Consider the following 25,612-nt stretch of genomic DNA (forward strand, 5'->3'; position numbering starts at 1 on the left):
GGACGAGAAGATGCAGCAACAAGTGATTGTTGAGCTAAGACGTTTGGTTGGTGCTCAATATGTTATGGATCAGCTAGAAGATCGAATTTGTTACTCATTTGATGCCACTTTTCGGGACTTTCCCCCAGATGTGGTCGTTAAACCTGGTAGTGTGGCTGAGATTGCTGATATTGTCAAGTTAGCCGGAAATTACAATGTGCCGATAACGGCTAGAGGGGCGGCTACCGGCTTATCTGGTGGGTCAGTTCCGCTAAAGGGTGGAATTAGTCTTGTTCTCACCCGGCTTAACAAGATTATTGATATTGATACGGCAAACCGGGTGGCTGTAGTGGAGACAGGTGTGATTACCCAGGATTTTGTTAATGCTGTAACCCAGGCTGGGCTCTTCTATCCGCCTGATCCGGCCAGTGCCAAAACCTCAACCATCGGTGGCAATATTGCTGAATGTGCCGGTGGGCCTCGCGGAGTTAAGTATGGCATTACCAGGGACTATGTGCTAGGGATGGAAGTAGTTTTACCTGATGGCAGTGTCGTCGAATTGGGTAATAAATTTGACAGCGAGATGGCTGGTCCCGACTGGGGAATGCTGCTTGTTGGCTCTGAAGGAACGCTGGGTATTGTTACTAAGGTTTATCTGAAACTTGTCGACAAACCGAGTGCCAAACAAACCTTATTAGCCATTTTTACCAGCCTTGATGATGCCGCTCGCACGGTAAGTGAGATGATTGCCTCAGGTACCATACCGACTACGCTGGAGATTATGGACAACTTGACAATTCGGGCGGTGGAGGATTATCTTAAGGTAGGACTGCCGGTGAGTGCGGAAGCCATTCTCTTAATTGAGGTCGATGGCAGTGCGAAGGCTATTGTCAAACAGGCTGAGCATGTTATCAAGGTGTGCCAGAAATGCGGTGCGACCGAGATACAGACGGCTTCGACGCCGGAAGATATTGATAAATTGTGGCGCGCCCGCCGGGCTATTTCACCAGCCTGTGGCAAGATAAATCCGACGAAAATTTCCGAGGATGCTACTGTACCGCGCAGTCAAATTCCGGCCATGGTTCGCCGCCTGCGGGAGATAGCCCAAAAATACAACTTAAAGATGGTTATTTTTGGTCATGCAGGTGACGGTAATCTCCATCCCAATATTTTAAGCAATAAGCATGACCACGAAGAAATGGAGCGGGTAGAGCAGGCCGTAGAGGAATTGTTCAAGGCCGCTTTAGAACTGGGTGGCACGCTGTCAGGCGAACATGGTATTGGTTATATGAAAGCTCCGTTCTTAGAGTGGGAGACAGGGAAAACAGGTTTTGCTGTTGGCAAAACGCTCAAAAATGTTATTGACCCGCAAGGGTTATTAAATCCTGGCAAGCTATTTACTGCATAGCAGCGCTTGCTGGAAATCATGATATGGGAGGAACCAAAATGCTAAAAACCGTGCCCAAATATTGTAAAGGTTGTGCAATATGTGTCGAGCTTTGTCCCAAAAAGGTATTAAAGCTTGATGAACTTGGTAAGATTGTGGTTGCTAATCCTGATGATTGTGTTGCTTGTGGGCAATGTCAACTCAGATGTCCTGATTATGCTATCTATCTAATTACAGATAAATAACTTATAACGAACGGAGGAATGTACTTATGGCAAAAGCATTACTTATGCAGGGAAATAGTGCTTGTGCAGAAGGCGCACTTGCCGCCGGAGCCAGGTTTTTTGCCGGCTATCCGATAACACCGTCCACTGAGGTGGCTGAGCTATTGGCCAAACGATTACCGCAAGTTGGCGGTACTTTTATCCAGATGGAAGACGAAATTGCCGGGATGGCAGCTACTATCGGCGCAGCCTTAACCGGAGTTAAGTCCTTAACGGCCACCAGCGGCCCAGGATTTTCGTTAAAACAAGAATTAATTGGTTATGCATCAATGGCTGAGGTTCCTTGTGTCATTGTCAATGTGCAGCGGGTTGGTCCCAGTACTGGTCAGCCGACTTCACCAGCGCAGGCTGATATCATGCAAGCACGCTGGGGGTCGCATGGTGACCGGGGCGTTATTGCGCTCAGTCCGTCCAGTGTGCCGGAATGCTACACGTTGACAGTAGAAGCATTTAATCTTGCCGAGAAATATCGTACACCAGTGGTACTCCTGCTTGACGAGATTGTTGGTCATATGCGGGAAAAAATCGAGATTCCCGACCAAGCCAGCCTGAAAATTGTTAACCGTAAAAAACCTACGTTGCCGCCAGGCGAGTTTCTTCCCTACAAGCCAGAGGAGGATGGTGTACCGCCGATGCCGGCCTATGGCGACGGTTACCGTTTCCATGTTACCGGATTGGCTCATGATTATACTGGTTTCCCTAGTGGCGCCAATAGCACCTCCCATGAATTGATTGCCAGACTGCATACTAAAATCAATGATCATGTTGATGATATTGTTACTTTTGAAGAGCAGAATCTTGACGATGCTGACATTGCCGTAGTGGCTTTCGGCGGCACCGCCCGGACAGCCTATGCTGCTATTGAAATGGCGCGTGAGCAGGGTATTAAGGCAGGTTTATTCCGGCCGATCACCATCTGGCCATCACCGGAAAAACAGCTTAAAGCTTTGGCGAAAAAAGTTAAAACCATTATTGTGGCTGAACTTAACTATGGGCAGTATGTTGGTGAGGTAGAACGTATTGTTGCCGGACAGGCCAAGGTTGTGTCCTTGCCCAAGTGGAATAATGATCCAATCACACCTGCTGAAATGGTAGCAGCCATTAAAGAGGCCAACTAAGGAGGGAACAAACATGGAAGAATTATTGAAAAAATATTATCGTCCCAAGCTGCCGCATATGTGGTGTCCAGGCTGTGGCAATGGCATTGTAACAGCCGCTATTGTTAAGGCAATTGATAAGCTTGGACTTGATCAGGATAAAACAACCATTGTGTCAGGTATCGGCTGTTCATCACGGGCACCCGGCTATCTGCATTTTGATACCTTGCACACTGCACATGGTCGGGCACTGCCGTTTGCTACTGGGATTAAGCTGGCCAAGCCAGATCACAAAGTTATTGTTATCAGTGGCGATGGCGATGCAACTGCTATTGGCGGCAATCATTTCATCCATGCTGCTAGAAGGAATATCGACATTACTCTTATTGTATATAACAACAATATCTATGGTATGACTGGCGGACAATATTCGCCGTTAACACCCCATATGGCGAAAGCCACCACGGCACCTTATGGCAACGTCGACCGTGCCTTCGATTTAGCTCAGCTGGCTAAAGGTGCAGGGGCTACCTTTGTTGCCCGGTCAACGACCTATCACGCTAAACAACTGTCCGAACTTGTGGCCAAAGCAATTTCACATGAAGGCTTTTCTGTAGTTGAAGCCATGACAGGCTGCCCGATTTCTTTTGGCAGGCAGAACAAGATAGCAAAACCTGCCGCTCTTTTAGCCTGGCAGCGGGATAATACTATTACCGTGGAAGCTGCCGCTAAGCTTAACCCCGAACAAGTGGCCGGGAAAATTCTCATTGGCCTCTTACATGAGGAAGTTGCTCCTGAATATGTTACTGAATATGCCAAGGTCATAAAACAAGCGATGGGAGGGGGGCGTTAGTATGATGGAAATCAGATTAAGCGGCTCTGGCGGTCAAGGATTAATTCTTGCCGGCATCATCCTTGCCGAGGCAGCCATTGGTGATGGTAAAGAAGCTATCCAGTCCCAGTCTTATGGACCAGAAGCTCGTGGTGGCTCCAGTAAGTCAGAGGTTATCATTAGTGATAAACGCATCCACTATCCCAAAGTAACCAACCCCAATCTGCTTCTGGCTATGACTCAGGAAGCATTAAATAAATACGGTGCCGATTTGCAGGACGACGGACTGCTCATTGTAGATAGTACACTTGTCCGGGAAGTACCGGAGCGATTTAAAAATGTACATACAGTTTCTATCACCCAATTGGCCAAAGAGAAATGTGGTCGGGAACTGTTCGCCAATATTGTTGCACTAGGGACAATTACCAAACTTACGAGTGCTGTCAGCCTTGAGGCTATCGAAAAAGCTGTGCTTGCCCGCGTACCTAAAGGTACTGAGGAAATGAATAAACAGGCATTGCAAATTGGTTATCAGGCAGTATAAGTGAACAACAACCTCTGGCAGTTAAGCGCCAGAGGTTGTTGTCTATTAAAAATAGTCTTTGAGCACAGATGGTTAGTGTGATACAACCACATCTTCGAATGTATAATGTATACATTCGAAGATGTGGTTTACATGCGCAAGAAAAAGTTATATAGTAAAGACATGAAAAATTATAAACTCAATAATCAGATAAAAACATCATATCGTACGCTACCTGGTATGATTACCAATATTCTTCGCGAATCCATTCTATCTGGGGAACTTAGCGGGGGAGTTCAGCTCAAGCAGGAAGAATTAGCTACAAAATTTAACGTAAGCATGAGTGCCCTGCGGGAAGCATTGAAAAGCCTGGAAGCAGAGGGATTGGTGAGCTTTTATCCTAACCGCGGGGCGGTGGTTAGTGAATTATCCGCGGATGAAGCTAAGGAGATATTTGACATACGGCTTTTTTTAGAATTAGGGGCACTAGAGTTGGCTATTCCTAATTTGACTGATGCAGATTTGGCTGAGGCGCACGAAATTTTAAGAAAAGCAGATGAAGAAACTCAGAGTGAACACTGGGGTGAACTAAATTGGCAGTTTCACGAAACTTTGTATCGGCCCGCAAATAGGCCAAAACTACTTACGTTAATTCAAAATATGCATAACAATGTTGAACGTTATATGCGCTTATACTTATCAGCGATGCACTATCAGACAAAATCGCAAGAAGAGCATCACGCATTACTAAATGCTTGCACTAAAGGCGATATCAAAGGTGCTCAAAAATTATTACGCAAACATATGGCTGATGCGAGTGTTAATTTAATTGAATACTTAAGTTAAGCGGTTAACTTGGTATTCTTTTAATTATTATTTTCGATTTTCGAAAATCGAAAATAATAATTAGCACTAGTATATTTTTGAGAAGTGTATCCAAATTTAAGGAGGGACAAATATATGTCGAGTAAACGAATTGAAGGTTTTAAGAAGTCGTATATAGATGCCAAGCCGTCTATCAGTGTTCATCGGGCAGTGGCTTTTACGACATCATACAAAAATACTGAAGGTGAATCAGTTATTATACGGCGAGCGAAAGCATTTCAAGCTGTATGTAAAAGTATTCCAGTAACCATTTTTGATAATGAACTTATTGTTGGGGTCGTCGGCGAATTTTTGAAGGCGGGTGTTGTTTGTCCGGAATATTCCTGGAAATGGGTTGAAGAGGAAATGGACTCGTTTGAAAGTCGGGATCAGGACCCCTACCGCATTGATGCGGAGGCAAAAGATACATTGCGTAAAGAAATTTTTCCTTACTGGAAAGGCAAGTCGCTGGAGGAAACTTTTCTATCTCGCCTTAATAAAGAAACGGCGAAAATTTTGATTGATACTGGAATTATTGACAATGATTCCAAGTGGAGAAACGCAGTTGGCGAAATTACTGCTGATTATCAAGATATCGTTTTCAAAAAAGGGTTTGAGGGGCTCAAAGAAGAGGCACTCAAGCATTTGGCAAGTTTGGAACCGATTACTGCTGAAGCAATAGAAAAGATTGATTTTTACAGTGCTGCCATTTTGGTCTGTGATGGAATTGTCACTCTGGCCCATCGCTATTCGGATAAAGCAATGGAAATGGCACAAACGGAAACAGATGATTGTCGAAAAGAAGAACTGCTTGAAATTTCCAAAATTTGCCGGAAAGTGCCGGAACATCCCCCAGAAAATTTTTACGAAGCTTTGCAGACCGTATGGTTTACTCAACTGGGCTCAGTACTGTCCGAAAACTCCCTGGCATTAAATTTGGGCAGGTTTGATCAATATATGTATCCGTATTACTCCAATGATATAAAAGCAGGTACTATTACTAAAGATGAAGCTCAAGAACTGATTGAGGCACTTTGGATTAAGCTTTCTGAATGGGTATGGGCTATTTCAAGTAACACGGCTAAATTTTTTGCTGGGTATAATGCATTCCAAAATTTGACCGTAGGTGGCAGAACAAGAGATGGTCGGGATGCAACAAATGATCTTTCTTATATGTGTCTGAAAGCAACTGAAAACGTAAAAACACATCAGCCAGGTTTGAGTGTGCGAATTCATCCTGATAGTCCGGATGAATTTCTATTAGCAGTGTGTAAACTGATTCGAGTCGGGACCGGGTTTCCAGCAGTACACAACGACAAGGTTGGTTCCCAAATGCTGTTGGCGGAGGGACTATCACCTGAAGATGCGCGGGACTGGAGTAACTGCGGCTGTGTAGTACCGCACTTTAGAAAAATAGGCCAGTGGACGTCAGCAGTTAATATTAATTTGGCCGCTGCCCTTGAATACGCATTGAATGGCGGCAGAAGCCGCATTACAGGAGAAAATATGGGACTCCAGGAAGTCCCCGTCTCTGAGTTCAAGAGCTATGAAGAAGTAAAAGCAGCCTTTTATAGACAACTTGCTTACCTGATAAAGCATTCTGCTATCGGCTCAGTTACTCTTCAGCAGGTTCATGCCGAAATGGTGCCTAGACCATATATCTCTATGCTTGTCGATGGCTGCATGGAGAAGGGAAAGGACCTTAGTAAAGGTGGTGCTAAATACAATCTTTCGCCAGTATTTACTGGAATTGGGGTGGCTGACTCGGCCAACTCTTTGGCGGCGATTAAGAAACTAGTATTTGAGGATAAAAAATATACAGTAGAAGAGATTGACAGAGCGTTAGCTGCCGACTGGAAAGGTTACGAGGAAATGAGACAAGCAGTACTTGCTTGTCCGAAGTATGGCAATGATGATGACTATGTTGACTCAATTGCTGTAGAAATAACTGACTTTTATTATAGAGAAGTGCATTCCTATAAAGATTATTTCGGAACACCTTTTACTTCGGCATTCATGGGAATTTCCAATTATATTCCATGTGGAAGTGTGATTGGTGCAACTCCAGACGGTAGAAAAGCAAAGACCCCATTGACTGAAGGAGTTTCACCACATGCGGGTACTGATTTGACAAGTCCTACTGCCTCAATGCGTTCTGTTGCTAAAATCAATCATGATGTACATTCTGGCGGTACATTGATGAATATGAAATTTGCTCCTGATCTATTGAAATCGGACAGAAACCTGAAAAATTTGGCAGCTCTCATTAGAGCCTATTTTGCACTTGGTGCTTTTCATGTTCAATTTAACGTAATTTCCACTGAAGTATTGAGAAAAGCCCAGGAACACCCAGAAAACTACAAAGACTTGCTTGTCAGAGTAGCAGGTTATAGTACACAATTTGTCAACCTTTCCCGTGAAGCTCAGAATGCGATTATTGAAAGAACTACCTATGAAACAATGTAAAGGTACTATATTTCAAATACAGCGATGGTCGATTAATGACGGCGAAGGAGTTAGAAGTACTGTTTTTCTAAAAGGCTGTCCACTGCGATGTAAATGGTGTGCAAATCCGGAGTCTTGGAATAAAAAACCTGAAGTGTTGTTTTTTCAAGAAAAATGTGTTGGCTGTAATCGCTGTATTTCTGTTTGTAGTACGAACGCAATTACGATAGAGAAAGCTATAAATCATTTTAATCGTGAAAAATGTTGTGGCTGTGCTAAGTGTTGTGAAGTATGCCCAACAGGTGCTCGTAAGATAATAGGGTCTACAGTGACGGTCGAAGACGTTCTAAAAGTAATCAAAAGAGATGCTATCTTTTATCGGGAGTCCGGAGGTGGAGTCACATTTTCCGGGGGAGAACCATTTGCTCAACCTGAATTTTTGCGGCAACTTGTGGTAGCTTGTAACCAACTCGGATTAGATACTGCTGTCGAAACGAGCGCTTACTTTGATTTTGAGCAAGTAAAAGACATCATTGAATATTTAGATTGCATTTTTGTGGATATCAAGCATATGGACGACGAGACTCATAAGAAAATGACTGGAGTCAGTAACCATACGATTTTAGAAAACATCGCACAGATATCGCAGATACATCCGAATACAATTGTTCGTGTTCCGCTTATGGAAGAAGTTAACGCTAATGAGCAAAATATCAAAAGTATGTGCGAATTTCTTAAGAAAAATACGCGGGTGAAAGGTGTCGAACTTCTTCCTTATCATGATTTTGGTGAGTCGAAGTACAGTGCCGTTGGAGGTCATAGTCAGACTTTCACAACTCCCAATGATGCAAAAATTGAAGACATAAAAACAATAATATCGACCTATGGTATCCGTATTTTAGATTTTAAGTAGTTTAGTGATATCTATCAACAGTTTCCGAGAAAAAGGATTGTAGGGTTATTTGTAAAGCAATGGTGCTTTAAATGGAGAATAGTAAAGAACATCTTCGTTTGAAGCACCTTTTATTACAGCAAAATTAACAGAATATATATTAACTTCAAATATTGAGAATTAACCGTTGATTGATATATTGGGACGTAAGAAAGCGTTCCCAATATATAAAAAGATAATAGGAGGATAAAAATGACTAACAAAAAGCAGGAAGCATTTCAGTTTGTAGATGACCATCGTGAGGAAATGGTATCACTGTGGAAGGAAGTTGTAACGATGGAGGGCGGCCCGCATGAAAAAGAAGGAATTAACAAAGTTGCCGCCCGCTTTAAAAAGATTCTGGATGGCGAAGGAGCAGCTTCACGTACGATCGAGTTCGAAAAAGCCGGTAGCATGCTGATTGGCGAGATTGGTGAAAATCATTCCAAGCCAGGCATAATTTTTCTGGGACATATGGATACTGCTATTGCGGCAGGGGCAATTGCAGAGCGGCCTTTTACTATAAAAGACGGCAAAGCTTATGGACCGGGTGTTCTCGACATGAAAGGCGGTATTGTGGCTGCTCTTTATGCTGTAAAAGCCTTGAAATCCATTGGTTATGATTCACGTTCGATTAAAGTCCTTTTGGCGGGGGATGAAGAGGTTTTACACGCCAATTCTAATGCCCCGGATCTATTAATGAAGGAAGCAAAAGGCTATGGGGCGGCATTTAATATGGAGACAGGCTTTGTAGACGATGGAATTGTTGTCGGGCGTAAGGGTGTATCCCGGATTATGATGGAAGTGAAAGGTGTCGCCGCACATGCAGGCAATGATCCGGAAAACGGTCGGAGCGCAATCCTGGAAATAGCACATAAGATTATCGACGTACAAAAATTAACGGATTGGGAAAAGGGCATCACCTTTAATGTAGGCGTAATGCAAGGGGGAAAGACCTCGACTGCTATTCCCGATTATGCGAAGATTTTTATCGATGTACGCTATAAAAACCCGGATAACTTACCTGAATTTATTAAACAGCTCGAAGACGTTGGCAACAAAACTTACATTGAAGGTACGACCACCACGGTGACCTTTATGGACGGTATGAAGCCGATGAAAACAACGGATGGAGTTAAACAGTTATTTGAAGTAGTGAAAAAAGCATATGAAGAAAACGGTTTTGGAACGCCGTATGCGAAGATGGTGGGCGGTGCTTCCGATTCGGCCTATACGGTTTTGGCAGGGGTGCCGACGGTATGTTCTATGGGAGTAAAAGGCGGACGCAATCACAGTCCGGAGGAATATGCCATTGTCGAAAGCCTGTTTGAAAGAGCCAAACTGTTAATTGCCTGTGTACTTAATTTAGATAACATTTAGTTATCTAAATTTGGGATACAGAGTAATTATTTTTGTTAGTGTATTAGATATTTTAATTTAAGGAGGAGAGCACATGGCAGAGCAAAATCAGGAAAAGTACAAAGTTACCTGGAAGGGCTGGTTAGCATTAATCATTTTGATTATTTCTTTTTCCGGGGTGTTTGCGAAGGTTGAGGGCCCTTTGAGGGCGTTGGATTTTCAGGTACTAACTGGAGATTTTGGGCAAGTAGCCAAGGGGGTTATCTTTACTGGCAAAGGAGGTGTCGGGGCACGAGATGGTTTCATGTTTGCTTTGACGCTTTTCCCGACGCTGATGTTTGCACTGGGATGTATTCAAGTAGCCGAGTCACTTGGCGCTTTGCGGGCGGCTGAAGTATTATTTCGTCCTATTTTACGACCTTTCATGGGGATTCCGGGTGCTAGCGGGCTGGCCTTCGTCAGCAGCTTCACCAGTTCTGATGTGGCGGCGGTAATGACTAAGGGATTAGTGGAAGATGAGATGATGACGGAAGAAGAACGAGCAGTATTTGTCGCCTACCAGTATGCCGGGTCCGCCCCGGTTACCAATACCTTCGGCACTGGAGCCGCCTTGCTGCCAATCAGCGTTTTGCCGGTGGGGATTATTATTGGGCTGATCTTTATTGTTAAAGTTATGGGTGCTAATTTGGTCCGCTTGTATCTAAGATGGCATGCATCCAAAAACAGGGTAGAAGGGAGCGAAGCAAATGGCTAATCAGACTGCCGCAGGAATGGATTTGCAGAAAGTTAAACCCAGTATAGTTGAAGAATTTGTGGCGGGAGCTAAAAAAGGTTTTTATATTGGCGCAGAAATGATTGCTCCGGCCATGGTTTTGGCGTATGTACTCATTCAATTTTTAGATATCACCGGGTTAATGAAGATTGTAGGTAGCATACTTGAGCCAGTAATGGCAGTATTCGGTCTGCCGGGTGAGGCTGTGTTTGCTCTGGTTGCTGCCTTCTTTGCTAAGGCCGCAGGCTGTGCTACCGCGGCTACCCTATATTCTAAAGGCGTTATCACTGCTGCCCAGGCGACTATCTTGTTTCCAGCGTGTGTAACCATGGGAACGCTGATTGGTCACTTTGTGCGTATTGTAATTGTCTCAAACGTCAATAGAAAATGGCATGCGCTGCTAATATGTGTTCCACTTGTAGATGCTGCGGTTGTTATGTTGTTGACCAGATTGGTTTTGAATGTTATGGGATTAAACGGATAATTTCTACAGGGAGAGATGAGGGGGCAGAATTTGTATGCTAAACCAGACAAGCCTGCCCCCTTGGTTTTGTAACTATGAGTGAAACGCAATACATGCTTGATTTGGAGGATTGACGAAGACTATGAAAAGAAAAATGAAAACAATGGACGGAAATACAGCAGCAGCCTACATATCTTACGCATTTACCGATGTTGCAGCGTTCTTTCCCATTACATACAAGCGGGTGGATGTTAGTTACTATTCTCACCTACAATCCTAAGACATAACCATGGATATTAAACTGGGGGCCCTTAGCTGAGGAGGAGACATTGGATAAGGTTATTGCTAACAAAATTATGGATTTTATTTTTCAAGAAACAGGATTAAGTGCGGTTATCTGTGACCATGAAGGGATAATTGTTGCAGCTAAAGATGGTTCAAGAGTGGGCAAAGTTCACAGTGGATCTCAAAAGGTACTTACCGAGAAAATCGAGCATCGAATTGTAACCGCTGAAGATGAGCAACGTTCGGGTGGGACTATTAAAATGGGTGTTCATCTGCCTATTGTGTATAAAAACGAGTGGGTTGGTAGCTTCGGTATAGGCGGAGACCCTATCTATTCAAAACCTATCGCCCAAATTGCTACAGGTATCATTCGATGGGAGATACAGGCGGCGGAAAACAAGGAAATGTTGCTCGATCAAGCCCAGCAAGTTAACGATTCGATCACAAATATCGCAGCTACTATCGAGGAATTGAATGCTTCTCAGGAGGACCTAGCTGCCACGATGCAGGATGTCGCTAATTTATCTGATAGCGTGTCAGCTAATGTCAATAATACCGATACTGTTATATCAACCATTCAGCAGATAGCTAGTCAGACGAATCTGCTCGGTCTTAATGCCGCGATTGAGGCTGCCAGAGTTGGTGAGCACGGCAGAGGGTTTGCTGTCGTAGCTGAAGAGGTTCGCAAACTCTCCGATCAGAGTCAGCATTCCGCCAAAGATATTAAGGCTACACTCCAGGAGTTAAAGTCGTCGATGGAAATGGTTATTAATCATACTCAGCAAACAGCGGGTATAACCAAAGAACAAGCCAAGGCGACTGAGTCTATTACCGAAAGGGTAATAACATTAAAGTATGTTGGCCAAAAACTGCTTTCCATGGCAAAAGATGAATAGAAATACGTAACATGTAATACCGAAGGTCTTTTAGTTTTAAAAGGCCTTTGGTATTATCCATAATTAGCCTGCGGCGCAATGGACAGATTTTAGCTAATAGCGCGAGTTGTCGTTACTTAACCAAAAAAAGTTAGGAGTGAGTACATGAATAGTCAGAAAGAGCAAGCTTTCCAGTTTATTGATGAGCACCGGGATGAAATGGTAACGTTGTGGCAGGAATTTGTCAACATGGAAAGCGGGTCACAGAATAAGCCAGGAATTGATGCTGTTGCAAGCAAAATTCAGCAAGTGTTGGCAGACGAAGGGGCAGTTACTCAGATAATTGAGATGGAGCAAGCCGGAAACATGATGATCGGTGAGATTGGCGCTGATAGAAAAAAACCGAAAGTTTTATTTCTTGGTCATATGGATACAGTTTTTCCAGTGGGGACTGTTGCTAAGCGGCCATTTACGATTCGAGACGGTGTTGCTTATGGGCCCGGTGTCCTTGATATGAAAGGCGGGATTGTGGCTGCACTATATGCCATGAAGGCGCTGCAGGCAGCCCAATACAGTGCACGGCCGCTAAAGATGATTTTGGCTGGTGATGAAGAGATAGCCCATGTGAAATCCAATGCAGCTGACGCATTTATGACAGAAGCACAGGGATCGGCAGCTGCGTTTAACTGTGAAACAGGATTTACGGATAATGCGATCGTTGTCGGGCGAAAGGGGAGCGCTTTATTTGAAATAGAAATTAAAGGTGTTGCTGTACACGCTGGCAACGAGCCGGAAAACGGGCGGAGTGCTATTTTGGAAATAGCCCACAAAGTAATTGATATTCAGAATTTGACAAACTGGGAAACAGGTACAACGTTTAATGTCGGTCTGATTCAGGGTGGAACAGTTCCCAACGCAGTACCAGGTCAGGCGAAAATCGTCGTGGATGTTCGGTATCTTGAGCCTGCATTATTGCCGGAGATTCGCCGACAAGTGCAGGAAGTCGCTGCTAAAACCTATGTCCAGGGGACGACTACCACGGTTGCTGAGATTCCGGGTATTGCTCCGATGAAAAGAACATCAGGCGTTGATGAACTTTTTGCCATCGTCAAAAAAACCTACGAGGAAATGGAGCTGGGGACTCCGTATGCAAAATTGGTCGGCGGTGGGTCAGATTCGGCATACAGCGTAATGGCCGGCGTACCCACTGTTTGCGCCATGGGGGTTAAGGGCGGCAGAAACCATAGCCCGGAAGAGTTCGCCATTGTGGAAAGCTTGTTTGAGCGGGCCAAACTACTAGCAGCATGTATAATCAATTTGGATGCTGAATAAAAAAATATCAATATGATTAGGTGGTTTACTAGTTGGAAACAACATCTAACGCATTGAATTCACCCCAAATGAGTGAAGTATTGCAAAGAATCCGAAATAGAATGTTGCAGCAGCGAGTTATATCGGCAGAAGAAGCGGCTGCGCTAATAAAGCCAGGCATGAATATTGGCACAAGCGGGTTTACTCCTTCCGGTTATCCCAAGGTAGTGCCATTAGCCTTGGCAAAAAGAATACAGCAAGAAAAATTTAAAATAAACCTTTGGACAGGGGCATCGGTGGGAAAAGAGCTTGATGCGGCCTTGACTGAGGTGGATGGTATTGGACAAAGGTTACCTTACCAAACCAATGCAATTACCAGGCAGGCCATAAATAGTGGTCGCATCCAGTATATTGACTTGCATTTAAGCCATACAGCCCAAATGTCCCGGTGCGGTTTTGCCGGTGGCAAGGTAGATATTGCTATTGTTGAAGCATGTGCTATTACGGAAGAGGGGCACATAGTTCCCACTACCTCGGTAGGCAATGCAGCCTCATTTGTACAAAGTGCCGATAAAGTAATTATTGAGCTTAATTTAGCGCAGCCGCTAGCCCTAGAGGGTATGCATGATGTTTTCATACCTAACGATCCGCCTCACCGTGAAGCTTTTCCTTTGGTACAAGTATCAGACAAGATTGGTGTACCCTATATTCCCTGTCAAATAGAGAAAATTGCCGGGATTGTTGTAAGCGATATAACCGATGATGTACGGCCTTTAGCGGCTATTGACAATGATGCTAAGGCTATGACCGGTCATCTCATTGAATTCTTGTATAGCGAAATTAAGAAGGGAAGAATGCCTGCCAATCTCTTGCCTCTGCAATCTGGAGTGGGTTCTGTTGCCAATGCCGTCATTGCAGGATTTGTGCACTCAAACTTTTCTGACCTAACGGTTTATACTGAGGTTATACAGGATGGCATACTGGATTTAATTGATGATGGCAAACTTGTTTTTGCCTCAGGTACAGCTTTGACACCGTCTCCTCAAGGGCTACAAAGATTCTATCAAAACATTGACAGGTATAGAGAAAAGATTGTTTTGCGGCCGCAGGAGATTTCCAACAGTCCGGAAATAGCCCGTCGTCTTGGTGTTATAGCCATGAACACTGCCATTGAATTTGATATCTATGGCCATGTAAATTCAACTCATATTATGGGTAGTAAAATTATGAATGGTATTGGCGGTTCTGGTGACTTTGCCCGTAATGGCTATTTAACTATCTTCTTTAGTAGTTCTGTGGCCAAAAACGGTGCTATATCCAGCGTCGTGCCCATGTGTTCCCATGTCGACCATACCGAACATGATGTGGATGTTTTCATAACAGAGCAAGGAGTGGCTGATGTTCGGGGCCTAAGTCCGAAAGAACGCGCCCGTGTGATTATCAATAATTGTGCTCATCCCAGTTACCGGCCACGTTTACTGGATTATTTTGAAAGAGCGAAAAAAGCGACGGGAGCAGCACAGACGCCGCATCTATTAGCGGAAGCGTTGTCCTGGCACTGCCGGTTTATGGAAACTGGAACAATGTAGCTGCTGCTGACAAGTTAAGGTGCCATTTTCTATGAAGAATATACAAAAAAGGCTGTGCTGAAAAGTACAGCCTTTTTTGTATTGTCCATTATTTCAGAAGGTTTTTTTAAGTTTAGTTTCAACCTGAAAATGACAAACTAGATATAGTTATAGCGGTAACAATGCTGTGATGAGAATCACAGCAAACTGTGACATACGCCAACGAATGGCAGTCATTTTTATAATACAATGATTTCAAGCAATAAATGCGGTAGATGTTAGGTGTTAAAAATGTACTTTGTAGTCATGACTGGATAGCTGGTTAAAAAAGCAAAAAAAATAACTTGAGGAGGTGGCAGTATGCTGCCCAAAGGAGCAAACCTGCAAAAAATTCGGGAGGGAAACCGTACATATGCGATAACCCCGCATCTTCCTGGTGGTTTTATCAAACCTGAGGTTATGCAAAAATATGTGGATGTTACCAAAAAATATGGTGGGACCATGAAGCTGACTTCGGCTCAGCGGATTATGATTACTGGCCTTAAAGCCGAGAATATCGAAAGTATTTGGGAAGAACTGGGGATGCAGCCAGCGTTAGGCTTTGCCAATTGTGTACGCAGTGTTAAGATTTGCCCAGGCATTGCTTTTTGCAAACGCGGCAAGCAAGACAGTATTAAACTAGGCTTAGAACTTGACAAACGATATATCACAAAAGAAATGCCTAGTCGGATTAAATTGGGGGTATCAGGCTGCCCTAATTCTTGTGCCGAGTCTTACGTCAAAGATGTCGGTGTCATTGGAACAGAAGCCGGCTGGGATGTCTACGTCGGTGGCAGCGCTGGTTCACACCCCCGCCTGGCTGATAAGCTCATAGAAAGCTTGGATTATGAGGATACTCTGCGAATTATCGATATTGTCATGCGCTACTATCAAAAACATGCTGATATTGAACGTATTGGTCAATTTATTGAACGTATTGGTTTGGACAAATTCCAAACCGATGTGCTGGCAGAATTTTATGGCGAAAAAAGTGACGCAATCGAGCCAACGGTGGCACAATCTGCGGCGGGAGAAAAGATTGTACCATTACCTGGTGGTTTAACCGAAGGCAACTTGGTATTTGGCGATGCTATTACCAGTGACAGTGTTATTAGTGATATTATCCGGGTTTACCCGCAAACCATTCCCGTGTTTCGCTCCTTTGGCATGGGTTGTCTCGGTTGTCCGTCTTCAGCTGGCGAGCCTGTTACCCAAGCGGCAGAAATCCATGGTCTCAATGTACCTGAACTGTTGGCCGCGCTCAACAAAGTAGTTTCAGCCAATAACTAGTCTCAAAACAGAAGGAGGAAAATTTTATGAGTGCATTTTTAGCACCAATCCATTATTGGTTATATAACAAAATTCGCTGCGTTATTGAACGTGAGCAAGTCATCTTTAAAACGGCCGAGAACCTCTGTGGTGGTACAGCCGAAGAAGCGCGCTCGCAGGCGTGGCAAAGCTATGGCGAGCCCTTACCTGAGGGGGAGTTACAAGAGTATATTGACCAAAGCAATATCCATGGTTGGCTACAGCGGCAGATTAATGTGGCCGAAAGCCGGGAAGCTGCTTTTGTCCAGGCGCTAATAGACAATTGCGGTGATGCTGCGATTGATGTAGCGCAAACAGCCTTCCGTGAGCATGGAGTTCACGCTGCCCGTCATGCTGATGCTCAGGGTAAATATGAAACCTCCACTGCTCCTGGCATTTACAAGGCTATTAACGATTATTATCTGAATGGTATGCCATGTGATCAGGCAGATGCTATTATAGAAAGCACTTCCGACAAGATGGTATGGGAGAGTTCGGGATGTCTGCAGGAACCCAACTGGAACCGGGCTGGAGTTGACGGTAAAGTCATGAAAAAGCTCTATAATGAATGGTTAGCTAGCTTTGTCAATATTCTTAATCCCGGATTTGCCTTTAACCAAACTGCGGATACCCAAGTTGGGGATAAAAGCAATAGATACGAAATTGTTCGGGTATAAAGGCGGGATTCCAAATACGAAACTGGTACAGGCGATCGTACTGTTTACGCCTCGTAACCTCCGTAACCTCCGTAACCTTCGTAACCACGTAGCCCCTCGGCCTTTGCCGGAAAAAGCGTTCCGCAGGAGAAAAGCCGGGCGGTATTCCGTTAAAAAATCCGTACTGTTTGAGCGTAGCGAGTTTACGGATTTTAGGAATATCGTCCGGCTTTTCAGCTTTTGGAGGCTTAGGGCCTAGACCTTTTGTTACTTTTGGGGCAATGCCAAAAGTAAAGCATCTCTCTTTCCAACTATCTGTACTGGCCTACATGATTTTCCAGCATTTTAGCACCGGCATTGAGACGCTCCAATACAGCCGAAATTTCTTGGGTGGTGGCTGCTTGCTCCTGACTGATTGCTCCAGATGCTTCGATCGAAGTATTAAGCTCAGCAACAGCTTGGGTCATTTCCTGTAAATTACGCTGGATATTCTTTGTAGCCTCCTGGGATTGGTCGGCAAGCTTTCTGACTTCTTCGGCAACAACTGCAAAGCCCCGGCCATGTTCACCGGCCCGGGCAGCTTCGATGGCGGCATTTAGGCCTAACAAGTTAGTTTGGGCTGCAATATTTTTAATGAATTCCAAAATTTCTGCAGAATGTTTATTTTTATTTGCTAAATCGCTAGATAATTGGAATAGGCGCTGCCCGGAGGCGGCAAGTTCGCTGGCACTGCCTGCGATTTGATGAACACTGTCGGCAGCCTGGGCGGTTGCGCTAACCATTTCTTCTACATTTTTAATCAAATCAACGCTATGATTTAAATCAATGCCTGAACTTAATGTTCCAATAATTTCTTTATTTACTCCATAAATCGGCGTAAAAATTGTTTTTATGGGGCGCCCATAGACTTCAGGTGGAACATCATCATAGGTATTGGTACCGGTCCGGATACACTTTTCCACAGTAGGTATTCCTTGAATGGGTTTGCCTGCAGGCAGGTCTAATTCAAATTCTCGGGCGCGATAATAAGCAAGATATTCTTTTAAATCAGTAAGTCCAACAGCCATGTCTTCTCTAACTATTTGATTTAGGTATGGGAGAACCAGTTTAAAGGCAGCTAAAATGGCCTCATTGGTTACGGGTTGATCCTCATGTTGCATAATTAACTCTCCTTGCCAATTTAATAGTTATTGTTTCGATAGTTCGTCATTTTTTCAGGATATCCTTTTTAAAAAATAGCTTTGTTGATACTGTAATAAAATAAAAGGGGTGCCTGTTTGTCTTATTGTAATAGGAGTAGTAGCAGTGCGAGAATGATTGGCTGATGCAAAAGATAAATTAGTAGCGACTGGCGGCCCAGGCAACTTAGAATGCGGGCGGGATGAGTGTTCGTGACAGTTGGAGACAGGCAGGGTTGCTTGCGAACATATAGCAATTTTCCTATGGCCAGGCCATAGAGTATTACACTCAGCCAGGGGAGCAGCGGGTAGTAGTCGAGCGAGGCAAAGCCGGTAGGGGTGATGCCAAGCGGCAGTAACCAGGAATTGGTTGCCATTAGGTTAGCAGTCCAGTTGCTCATGACGAGTAAAGTTGTGCCTGACAGTATCAGCAGCAGAGCAGACAGTTTGGTTAACCAGGGAGCAGCTAGCATACCAAATCCCAATAAGTGCAAAATCCCAAACCTGATATACATCGCTGGAATATAGTAATAAGTTATTACTGTAATTAGCATACCTGCACCGAACACTGTAAGGCCGCGGCGTATTGGGTTGTGGCTAAAGGTACTACTAATTCCTGATACCAGCATGAACAGAATAGCCGAGGCCTTGCCCAGGTAGTACCAAAATCCATGTAGATAGTCGATTGACCAGTTGTAAAAGTAGGCTAAGTCAAAAACTATATGAAAAAGTATCATTAAGAGTAGGGCAATTCCCCGGAAACAATCTATTTCAGCAATGCGGGCAATTTGCGGCAATATGGGCAGCCTCCTTTAGATATAGCGTATATTATCCTAACAATAAATTACAAATGAATTGCCGTCAAGAAGTTCATAATGTAGTTGCAGGAATACATGCTTGCAAAGGGAATATACTAATCAAGGAAGCGTTGGAGTTCTGGTCAGCGGTTTTACAGGCAGGATGGTGTCATAATGAAGGATTTATATATACTATTGATTTCTATTTTTATTGGAGCTGTGGGGCAAGTTGGTTTAAAATATGGTGCGATGCGACTGCCAGATACGGGCTCTTTATGGGAAAAGGTGCTGGCGGCCTGGCCGCTTATCGCAGGCTTGGCGCTTTATGGTGTAAGTACATTGCTCTGGATTTATGCATTGCGTACAGTAGAACTTAGTTACGCATACCCACTGATTAGTCTTGGTTATATATTGGTATTTATCGCTTCTTATTTTATTTTTCATGAGTCAATCAGTGTGCTTAGGCTGGGAGGACTGGTGCTTATATTGAGTGGCATAGTATTAGTGGCTAAGTCGTAACACAAAATAAGGAATTAACTGAATCTTAACATTTTTTTACAATTAGTTAACAAAGATTGAGGTTTTATGCTATAATCAGATTGAATCCGACTAAATTGAGGAGGCTAAGTATGGGATTTGGCTTAAAACCGCGTGAGGAAAAATTTTACGGGTATCTTTTGGAAAACACGCAACTGATTCGTGATGCAGCCGATATACTACAAGCAGCGTTAAATCGAGAAGGTGATGTGCCTGAATTAATGATTCAGATCGATGAGCTTGAGAAAAGAGCTGATGTCAATACTGCCAAAATTGTCGGTTTGTTACATAAGACTTTTATCACACCACTTGATCGTGAGGACATTTATGCAATTGCGCATAAGTTAGATGATGTTATTGACTGTATTCAGGGTGTTATTGAGCGTATGGAGTTATATAATGCCGGTGTTGCGTCCGAAGGGGCCAGAGAATTGGCTTCCCTTGTCGCCAAAACGTCCAAACAAATTGATAAAGCGTTTACCTATTTACCTGAAATTAAAAAACAACGGGAAAAACTCGAAGAACGCTGTGCTAAGATCATTGAGTATGAAGCCATGGGTGACAGGTTGTATCGCCAGGAAATGGCTAAATTGTTTCGAGAAAACACCGACCCGATTGAAATCATCAAATGGAAAGAAATTTTGCTTCAACTGGAAGAAACGTTGGATATTTCCGAGGATATCGCGAATTTGTTAAAGGGAGTCATTGTAAAGTATGCCTGATTTGACGTTGCTCTACGTCGTAGTATTTTTTGCATTAGCATTTGATTTTATTAACGGTTTTCATGATACGGCCAACGCGATTGCTACTTCAGTATCGACTCGGGCATTGCGGCCGCAACATGCCGTTATTTTAGCGGCTGTTCTCAACTTTGCCGGGGCGTTATATAGTACGGGTGTAGCTAAAACCATCGGCGGCGATTTGGTGAAAGCAGCTTCCATGGTTAACCAGCAGGTCATCATTTCGGCACTGTTCGGGGCTATTGTTTGGAACTTGATTACTTGGTGGTTTGGTATTCCCAGCAGTTCTTCCCATGCACTTGTAGGCGGCGTTCTGGGAGCAGTAAGCGTAGGGGCAGGATTTGAGGCTATTAACCTCGTTGGTGTTGAAAAAATCATACTATCGCTGGTGCTGTCACCAATAATTGCTATGGCTGGCGGTTATATTTTGATGATTGCCATGATGTGGATTTTTCGTAGACATGAACCAGGTAAACTTAATACCGGATTTAGAAAGATGCAGCTGTTATCTGCCAGTATGATGTCATTTTCGCATGGCTCCAATGATGCGCAAAAGGCGATGGGCATTATTACGCTGGCGCTTTTAAGTTCTGGTCAGATACCGACTTTGGAAGTTCCTATGTGGGTAAAATTGTCTTGTGCAACAGCAATGGCTTTCGGTACATCGATTGGCGGCTGGAAAATCATTAAAACGATGGGTGGAAAAATATTTAAGCTTGAGCCCATTACTGGTTTTGCTGCTGATTTGAACTCATCACTTGTTATTTTTTTAGCTACTAATCTTCACCTGCCAGTAAGTACTACCCATGTGGTAACTGGCTCGATTATGGGAGTAGGCTCATCGAAACGCCTATCGGCTGTACACTGGGGCGTGGCACAGCAAATGCTGTTTGCCTGGCTTTTAACCATTCCGTTTAGCGCGATAACTAGTGCACTAATGTATAAATTTTTAGCGCTGTTCATGCATGTCTAACCATCAAATATATAATCGAAGAGAAGCAGCTCGGCGTAAGCGGGGGCTGCTTTTTGCGACTTGCTATTCATTTATCAACTCATTATAATGATAATAATATGTTGCCAAATGCTGCATAATTGCATAATATCCCAGGCTGGGAGTTAGCTTTCACATATTCTTTGCCTGTATTTTTAAGGAGGTAGTGCCTTGAGCGCCGTTCGTCGTATATTTGTAGAGAAAAAACCTGGTTTTGCCGTCGAGACGGAAGGAGTATATTCTGATTTAAAACATCATCTGGGGATAACCGATTTGGCTGATGTGCGTATTTTGCATCGGTATGATATTAGCGGAATAAGTGACGCTGAGTTTGAAGCATCACTTCATACTATTTTTTCCGAGCCGCCGGTGGATGTAGTTTATCTTGAACAATTTGCTGTGCCTGCCGGAGCAAAGGTGTTTGCGATGGAATACTTGCCAGGCCAATATGACCAACGGGCTGACTGGGCGGCACAGTCTGTCCAGATACTTACCCAGAAAGAACGTCCGGAGATTCGTACCGCCAAAGTACTGGTCTTAGGGGGGCAGCTTTCTGAAGCAGACCTTACTAAAATCAAGGAATACTGTATTAATCCAGTGGAAGCAAGGGAAGCTTTATTGGAAAAACCGTCATCCTTGGAAGTGCCTACCACCATGCCGGACGATGTGGCGTTGCTTGATGGTTTTAACAACCTGCCGCAGGCGGCGCTCAGTCAGTTTTTACAAGAGCGGGGTCTGGCCATGAGTCTGGAGGATTTAGTTTTCTGTCAGGTTTATTTCCGTGATGCGGAAAAGCGTGACCCGACAATTACCGAAATAAAGGTAATTGATACCTATTGGTCAGATCATTGCCGCCATACCACCTTTCATACCAAGATTGGACAAGTTGAAATTGCAGCAGGGCATTATAGTCAGCCTATCACCACAGCTTGGGAAGAATACCGCAAAGCCAGGAATTATGTTTATGGGGAAAAAGCAGCTGAGCGGGACATCAATTTGATGGATATTGCCACAACAGCCATGAAGGAACTTAAAAAACAGGGACAGCTAACTGATCTGGATGAATCGGAAGAAATTAATGCCTGTAGTATTGTTGTTCAGGCTGATATTAATGGACAGCAAGAAGAGTGGCTGGTTATGTTTAAAAATGAAACCCATAATCACCCAACAGAGATTGAACCTTTCGGAGGAGCAGCCACTTGTTTGGGCGGTTGTATCCGCGATCCATTGTCAGGCCGTGCTTATGTTTATCAAGCAATGCGCGTTACCGGCAGCGGTGACCCGCGCCTGCCCTTGGAATGTACGCTGCCAGGCAAATTGTCGCAGCGTAAGATTACTACCAGTGCAGCGGCTGGATATAGTTCCTACGGCAACCAGATTGGTTTAGCAACAGGCCAGGTGGCTGAGGTCTATCATGAAGGTTATGTTGCTAAACGAATGGAAATCGGCGCCGTTATGGCGGCTGTACCCAAGGAGCAGGTTATTCGCGAAGTGCCGGAGCCTGGCGATATTGTGCTACTAGTTGGTGGCCGTACCGGCCGCGATGGCTGTGGTGGTGCCACTGGCTCCTCCAAAGCTCATACTGAAGAGTCACTGGAAACATGTGGTGCGGAAGTCCAGAAGGGCAATCCGCCGACAGAACGTAAAATCCAGCGTTTATTCCGTCATAGTGCGGTGAGCACCATGATTAAACGCTGCAATGATTTTGGCGCCGGTGGTGTTTCTGTGGCTATTGGTGAACTTACTGATGGTCTGCAAATTAACTTGGATGCTGTCCCCAAAAAATATGAGGGGCTTGACGGGACCGAACTGGCCATCTCGGAATCACAGGAACGAATGGCAGTGGTAGTTACTGCTGATAATGCTCAGAAATTTATTGAATACGCTGATGCCGAGAATCTCGAAGCTACCCTTGTTGCCAAGGTAACTGCTGATAATCGCCTGACGATGCTGTGGCGTGGCAAGGATATTGTCAACCTTAGCCGTGATTTTTTAAACACCAATGGAGCCAAACAGCATACCAATATCCAGGTGGCAGCACCAGCTAGTGCAAGCTATTTTGAGGATACGCTTATCGCGGATGCGGTAACTTCCCAAAATACTAAAGAAGTTTGGCTGAAAACCTTGCAAAATATCAATGTGGGCAGTCAAAAGGGGCTTGTGGAACGCTTTGACAGCAGCATTGGTGCAGGCACAGTTTTGATGCCATTTGGCGGCAAACACCAGGCTACCCCCACTGAAGGCATGGTTGCTAAATTACCGGTGGTATCAGGCAATACTACCACAGGTACGATTATGACCTATGGCTTTAATCCCGATCTTTCAACCTGGAGCCCGTTTCATGGTGCTGTTTATGCGATTGTTGAGGCTGTAGCCAAGGTGGTGGCCTTAGGTGGCAATTTCCGCACAGTGCGGCTAACCTTGCAGGAGTATTTTGAAAAACTGGGACAAGATAGTGTCAAATGGGGCAAGCCATTTAGTGCTTTGTTAGGCGCTTTCTACGCGCAGCAACAACTGGGTATTCCGGCAATTGGCGGTAAGGACAGTATGTCAGGTTCTTTTAACGAGCTTAACGTGCCGCCGACGCTAGTGGCGTTTGCGGTAACTCCTGTTGACGTAAGGCAAGTAATTTCGCAGGAATTTAAGCAGGTTGGCAGCCAAGTGGCTGTTATCCGCCTCAAGCGAAACAACGATGAGTTGCCTGATTTCGCTGCTTTAATAGCAGCTTACGATAAAGTGAGCCAGCTCGCTCAAACAGGTAAAATAATAGCAGCTTATACTATTAAAGCAGGTGGTATTGCCGAGGCTGTCAGCAAAATGGCCTTTGGTAACCGCGTTGGGCTTGAGTTTGCGAAGCAAGCACATGTCCAAGAACTATTTACACCAGATTATGGTTCGTTGGTTCTCGAACTGCCTGCCGGACTGGACCTTGCCACGGCGTTTGGTAATATCGAATATCAGTTGCTTGGTCAGACAACGTCAACCCCAGTTATCAGCGTTAATGGCGTTACGATAAGCTTGGAGGAAGCGTTTGCGGCATGGGAACAGCCGCTGGAGAAGGTATTTCCTACGCGGCCTGGTCTTATTAATGAGCAACCGCAAAACTTTGCTGGTTATACGGCAAGAAACAAGCGGCGGCCCAAGGCAGTCATCGCGAAGCCCAAGGTGCTTATTCCGATATTTCCCGGAAGCAATTGCGAATATGATACCATCAAGGCTTTTGAGCAGGCCGGTGCTCTTGCGCAGTCACTAGTTATTCGTAATCTTACTGCCGCCCATATTGAAGAATCAATTGCAGCGCTGGCCCAAAAAATTGCTGATGTGCAGATTGTCATGTTGCCTGGTGGGTTCAGTGCTGGCGATGAGCCTGATGGTTCGGGTAAGTTTATTGCTACCATGTTTCGCAATCCCCGGGTAAAGGAAGCAGTTACGGAGCTGCTTAAGCACCGGGACGGTCTGATGCTTGGTATCTGTAACGGTTTCCAGGCACTTATTAAACTAGGTTTGGTTCCCTATGGTGAAATTCGGGATTTATCTGAGCATAGCCCAACACTGACCTTTAATAAAATCGGTCGTCATATTTCCTGTATGGTTAATACTAAGGTAGTATCGACGCTATCACCATGGCTGAGTAATGTTGAGGCTGGTGAAGTATTCGCTATTCCTGCGTCGCATGGCGAAGGACGTTTTTATGCCACGGCTGAGGAAGTTGGGCAATTGGCAGCTAAGGGTCAAATCGCGACTCAGTATGTTGATTTTGATGGTCGTGCTACCTATGACGCTAGCTTTAATCCCAATGGTTCCTTCCAGGCAATTGAGGCTATCACCAGCCCCGATGGGCGGGTACTTGGGAAGATGGCTCATTCTGAACGCATTGGTGATCATGTTGCCATCAATATTCCGGGCAGCAAAGATCAGCAGCTGTTTAGTGCTGGTGTCAATTATTTTAAATAGCAACAGGGGGGCGGAACCGACATGTACAATGTCGCTCACATCGGAATAGTAGTTAAAAACATGGATAAATCTCTGGAATTTTACACCACTGTATTGGGGTGCAGGTTAGAGGAGAGTTACCAGGATGAGCGTGTTCACCTGGCATTTGTTAAAGCAGGTCAGCAAACAATTGAGCTTATTCAGTATCAAGAAGATAGTGTACAGGTACGTGGGGCAGGTATTGTTGATCATATTGCCTTTGCGGTAACTGATATTGAGCTCGAAATAGCTAAACTCCAGCAGCATAATGTGACATTATTATTTGAGCAGCCTAAGGTAGTTAGCGGTAAGAAAATTATGTTTTTTACCGGGCCTGATGGTGAACGTTTGGAATTAGTACAAAGTCTGTAGTAAACAAAGACGGTTCCTGTTTTGCTGGTTTTTAATCCAGCAAACAA

23 protein-coding genes are annotated in these 25,612 nt (G+C 44.4%); 21 read left to right on the forward strand and 2 right to left on the reverse strand.

Annotation, left to right across the window (positions count from 1 at the left end; translation table 11 throughout):
• The first annotated feature begins 10 nt into the window (after positions 1–10).
• The 16 genes from ACZ449_RS24215 to ACZ449_RS24290 all read left to right on the forward strand — a co-directional run bounded on the left by ACZ449_RS24215 (position 11) and on the right by ACZ449_RS24290 (position 16,999).
• Entirely contained in the window at positions 11–1,387 is a 1,377-nt protein-coding gene (locus ACZ449_RS24215; RefSeq protein WP_464258602.1) for an FAD-binding oxidoreductase, read from the forward strand.
• A gap of 38 nt (positions 1,388–1,425) precedes the next feature.
• A complete protein-coding gene (locus ACZ449_RS24220) occupies positions 1,426–1,611 on the forward strand; it encodes a 4Fe-4S dicluster domain-containing protein (RefSeq protein WP_464258603.1) in 186 nt (61 codons plus the stop codon).
• A 26-nt stretch (positions 1,612–1,637) separates the two neighbouring features.
• Positions 1,638–2,768, forward strand: coding sequence for a 2-oxoacid:acceptor oxidoreductase subunit alpha (locus tag ACZ449_RS24225; protein WP_464258604.1), 1,131 nt, complete (start codon positions 1,638–1,640; stop codon positions 2,766–2,768).
• 13 nt (positions 2,769–2,781) lie between these two features.
• The gene (locus ACZ449_RS24230; protein ID WP_464258605.1) at positions 2,782–3,600 is read left to right on the forward strand and encodes a 2-oxoacid:ferredoxin oxidoreductase subunit beta; all 819 of its coding nucleotides are present in this window, start codon (positions 2,782–2,784) and stop codon (positions 3,598–3,600) included.
• 1 nt (position 3,601) lies between these two features.
• Complete coding sequence (locus ACZ449_RS24235; protein ID WP_464258606.1) at positions 3,602–4,123, forward strand: 2-oxoacid:acceptor oxidoreductase family protein; 522 nt, start codon at positions 3,602–3,604, stop codon at positions 4,121–4,123.
• 132 nt (positions 4,124–4,255) lie between these two features.
• Positions 4,256–4,948, forward strand: coding sequence for a GntR family transcriptional regulator (locus tag ACZ449_RS24240; RefSeq protein ID WP_464258607.1), 693 nt, complete (start codon positions 4,256–4,258; stop codon positions 4,946–4,948).
• A 114-nt stretch (positions 4,949–5,062) separates the two neighbouring features.
• On the forward strand, positions 5,063–7,432 hold the full coding sequence (locus ACZ449_RS24245; protein WP_464258608.1) for a glycyl radical protein: 2,370 nt from the start codon (positions 5,063–5,065) through the stop codon (positions 7,430–7,432).
• A complete protein-coding gene (locus ACZ449_RS24250; RefSeq protein WP_464258609.1) occupies positions 7,419–8,324 on the forward strand; it encodes a glycyl-radical enzyme activating protein in 906 nt (301 codons plus the stop codon). The genes ACZ449_RS24245 and ACZ449_RS24250 overlap by 14 nt, the downstream gene beginning before the upstream one ends.
• 231 nt (positions 8,325–8,555) lie before the next feature.
• The gene (locus tag ACZ449_RS24255; protein WP_464258610.1) at positions 8,556–9,722 is read left to right on the forward strand and encodes a M20 family metallopeptidase; all 1,167 of its coding nucleotides are present in this window, start codon (positions 8,556–8,558) and stop codon (positions 9,720–9,722) included.
• A gap of 73 nt (positions 9,723–9,795) precedes the next feature.
• The gene (locus tag ACZ449_RS24260) at positions 9,796–10,455 is read left to right on the forward strand and encodes a nucleoside recognition domain-containing protein (RefSeq protein ID WP_464258611.1); all 660 of its coding nucleotides are present in this window, start codon (positions 9,796–9,798) and stop codon (positions 10,453–10,455) included.
• Complete coding sequence (locus ACZ449_RS24265; RefSeq protein ID WP_464258612.1) at positions 10,448–10,957, forward strand: nucleoside recognition domain-containing protein; 510 nt, start codon at positions 10,448–10,450, stop codon at positions 10,955–10,957. The genes ACZ449_RS24260 and ACZ449_RS24265 overlap by 8 nt, the downstream gene beginning before the upstream one ends.
• Positions 10,958–11,265: 308 nt before the next feature.
• On the forward strand, positions 11,266–12,117 hold the full coding sequence (locus ACZ449_RS24270) for a methyl-accepting chemotaxis protein (protein WP_464258613.1): 852 nt from the start codon (positions 11,266–11,268) through the stop codon (positions 12,115–12,117).
• Positions 12,118–12,261: 144 nt separating this feature from the next.
• A complete protein-coding gene (locus ACZ449_RS24275) occupies positions 12,262–13,428 on the forward strand; it encodes a M20 family metallopeptidase (RefSeq protein WP_464258614.1) in 1,167 nt (388 codons plus the stop codon).
• 68 nt (positions 13,429–13,496) lie between these two features.
• The gene (locus tag ACZ449_RS24280; protein WP_464261938.1) at positions 13,497–14,996 is read left to right on the forward strand and encodes an acetyl-CoA hydrolase/transferase family protein; all 1,500 of its coding nucleotides are present in this window, start codon (positions 13,497–13,499) and stop codon (positions 14,994–14,996) included.
• Positions 14,997–15,335: 339 nt separating this feature from the next.
• Positions 15,336–16,304: a DUF1858 domain-containing protein gene (locus tag ACZ449_RS24285; protein WP_464258615.1), complete on the forward strand. Its 969-nt coding sequence runs from the start codon at positions 15,336–15,338 to the stop codon at positions 16,302–16,304.
• Positions 16,305–16,330: 26 nt separating this feature from the next.
• Complete coding sequence (locus ACZ449_RS24290) at positions 16,331–16,999, forward strand: hypothetical protein (RefSeq protein ID WP_464258616.1); 669 nt, start codon at positions 16,331–16,333, stop codon at positions 16,997–16,999.
• Between the two features lie 290 nt (positions 17,000–17,289).
• On the opposite strand, the gene ACZ449_RS24295 is transcribed toward ACZ449_RS24290, so the two are convergent.
• Both ACZ449_RS24295 and ACZ449_RS24300 read right to left on the reverse strand, forming a co-directional pair.
• Entirely contained in the window at positions 17,290–18,138 is an 849-nt protein-coding gene (locus tag ACZ449_RS24295) for a methyl-accepting chemotaxis protein (RefSeq protein ID WP_464258617.1), read from the reverse strand.
• A gap of 122 nt (positions 18,139–18,260) precedes the next feature.
• Complete coding sequence (locus ACZ449_RS24300) at positions 18,261–18,953, reverse strand: heparan-alpha-glucosaminide N-acetyltransferase (RefSeq protein WP_464258618.1); 693 nt, start codon at positions 18,951–18,953, stop codon at positions 18,261–18,263.
• Between the two features lie 174 nt (positions 18,954–19,127).
• Between ACZ449_RS24300 and ACZ449_RS24305 the strand changes: the two genes are divergently transcribed.
• The 5 genes from ACZ449_RS24305 to ACZ449_RS24325 all read left to right on the forward strand — a co-directional run bounded on the left by ACZ449_RS24305 (position 19,128) and on the right by ACZ449_RS24325 (position 25,565).
• A complete protein-coding gene (locus ACZ449_RS24305) occupies positions 19,128–19,472 on the forward strand; it encodes an EamA family transporter (RefSeq protein ID WP_464258619.1) in 345 nt (114 codons plus the stop codon).
• A gap of 110 nt (positions 19,473–19,582) precedes the next feature.
• Positions 19,583–20,212: a DUF47 domain-containing protein gene (locus ACZ449_RS24310; RefSeq protein WP_464258620.1), complete on the forward strand. Its 630-nt coding sequence runs from the start codon at positions 19,583–19,585 to the stop codon at positions 20,210–20,212.
• On the forward strand, positions 20,205–21,203 hold the full coding sequence (locus ACZ449_RS24315; protein ID WP_464258621.1) for an anion permease: 999 nt from the start codon (positions 20,205–20,207) through the stop codon (positions 21,201–21,203). Before ACZ449_RS24310 ends, ACZ449_RS24315 begins: the two co-directional genes overlap by 8 nt.
• Before the next feature lie 189 nt (positions 21,204–21,392).
• A complete protein-coding gene (locus ACZ449_RS24320; protein ID WP_464258622.1) occupies positions 21,393–25,175 on the forward strand; it encodes a phosphoribosylformylglycinamidine synthase in 3,783 nt (1,260 codons plus the stop codon).
• Between the two features lie 21 nt (positions 25,176–25,196).
• Complete coding sequence (locus ACZ449_RS24325) at positions 25,197–25,565, forward strand: VOC family protein (protein WP_464258623.1); 369 nt, start codon at positions 25,197–25,199, stop codon at positions 25,563–25,565.
• Positions 25,566–25,612: the final 47 nt, after the last annotated feature.

Source organism: Desulfosporomusa polytropa (assembly GCF_055380075.1).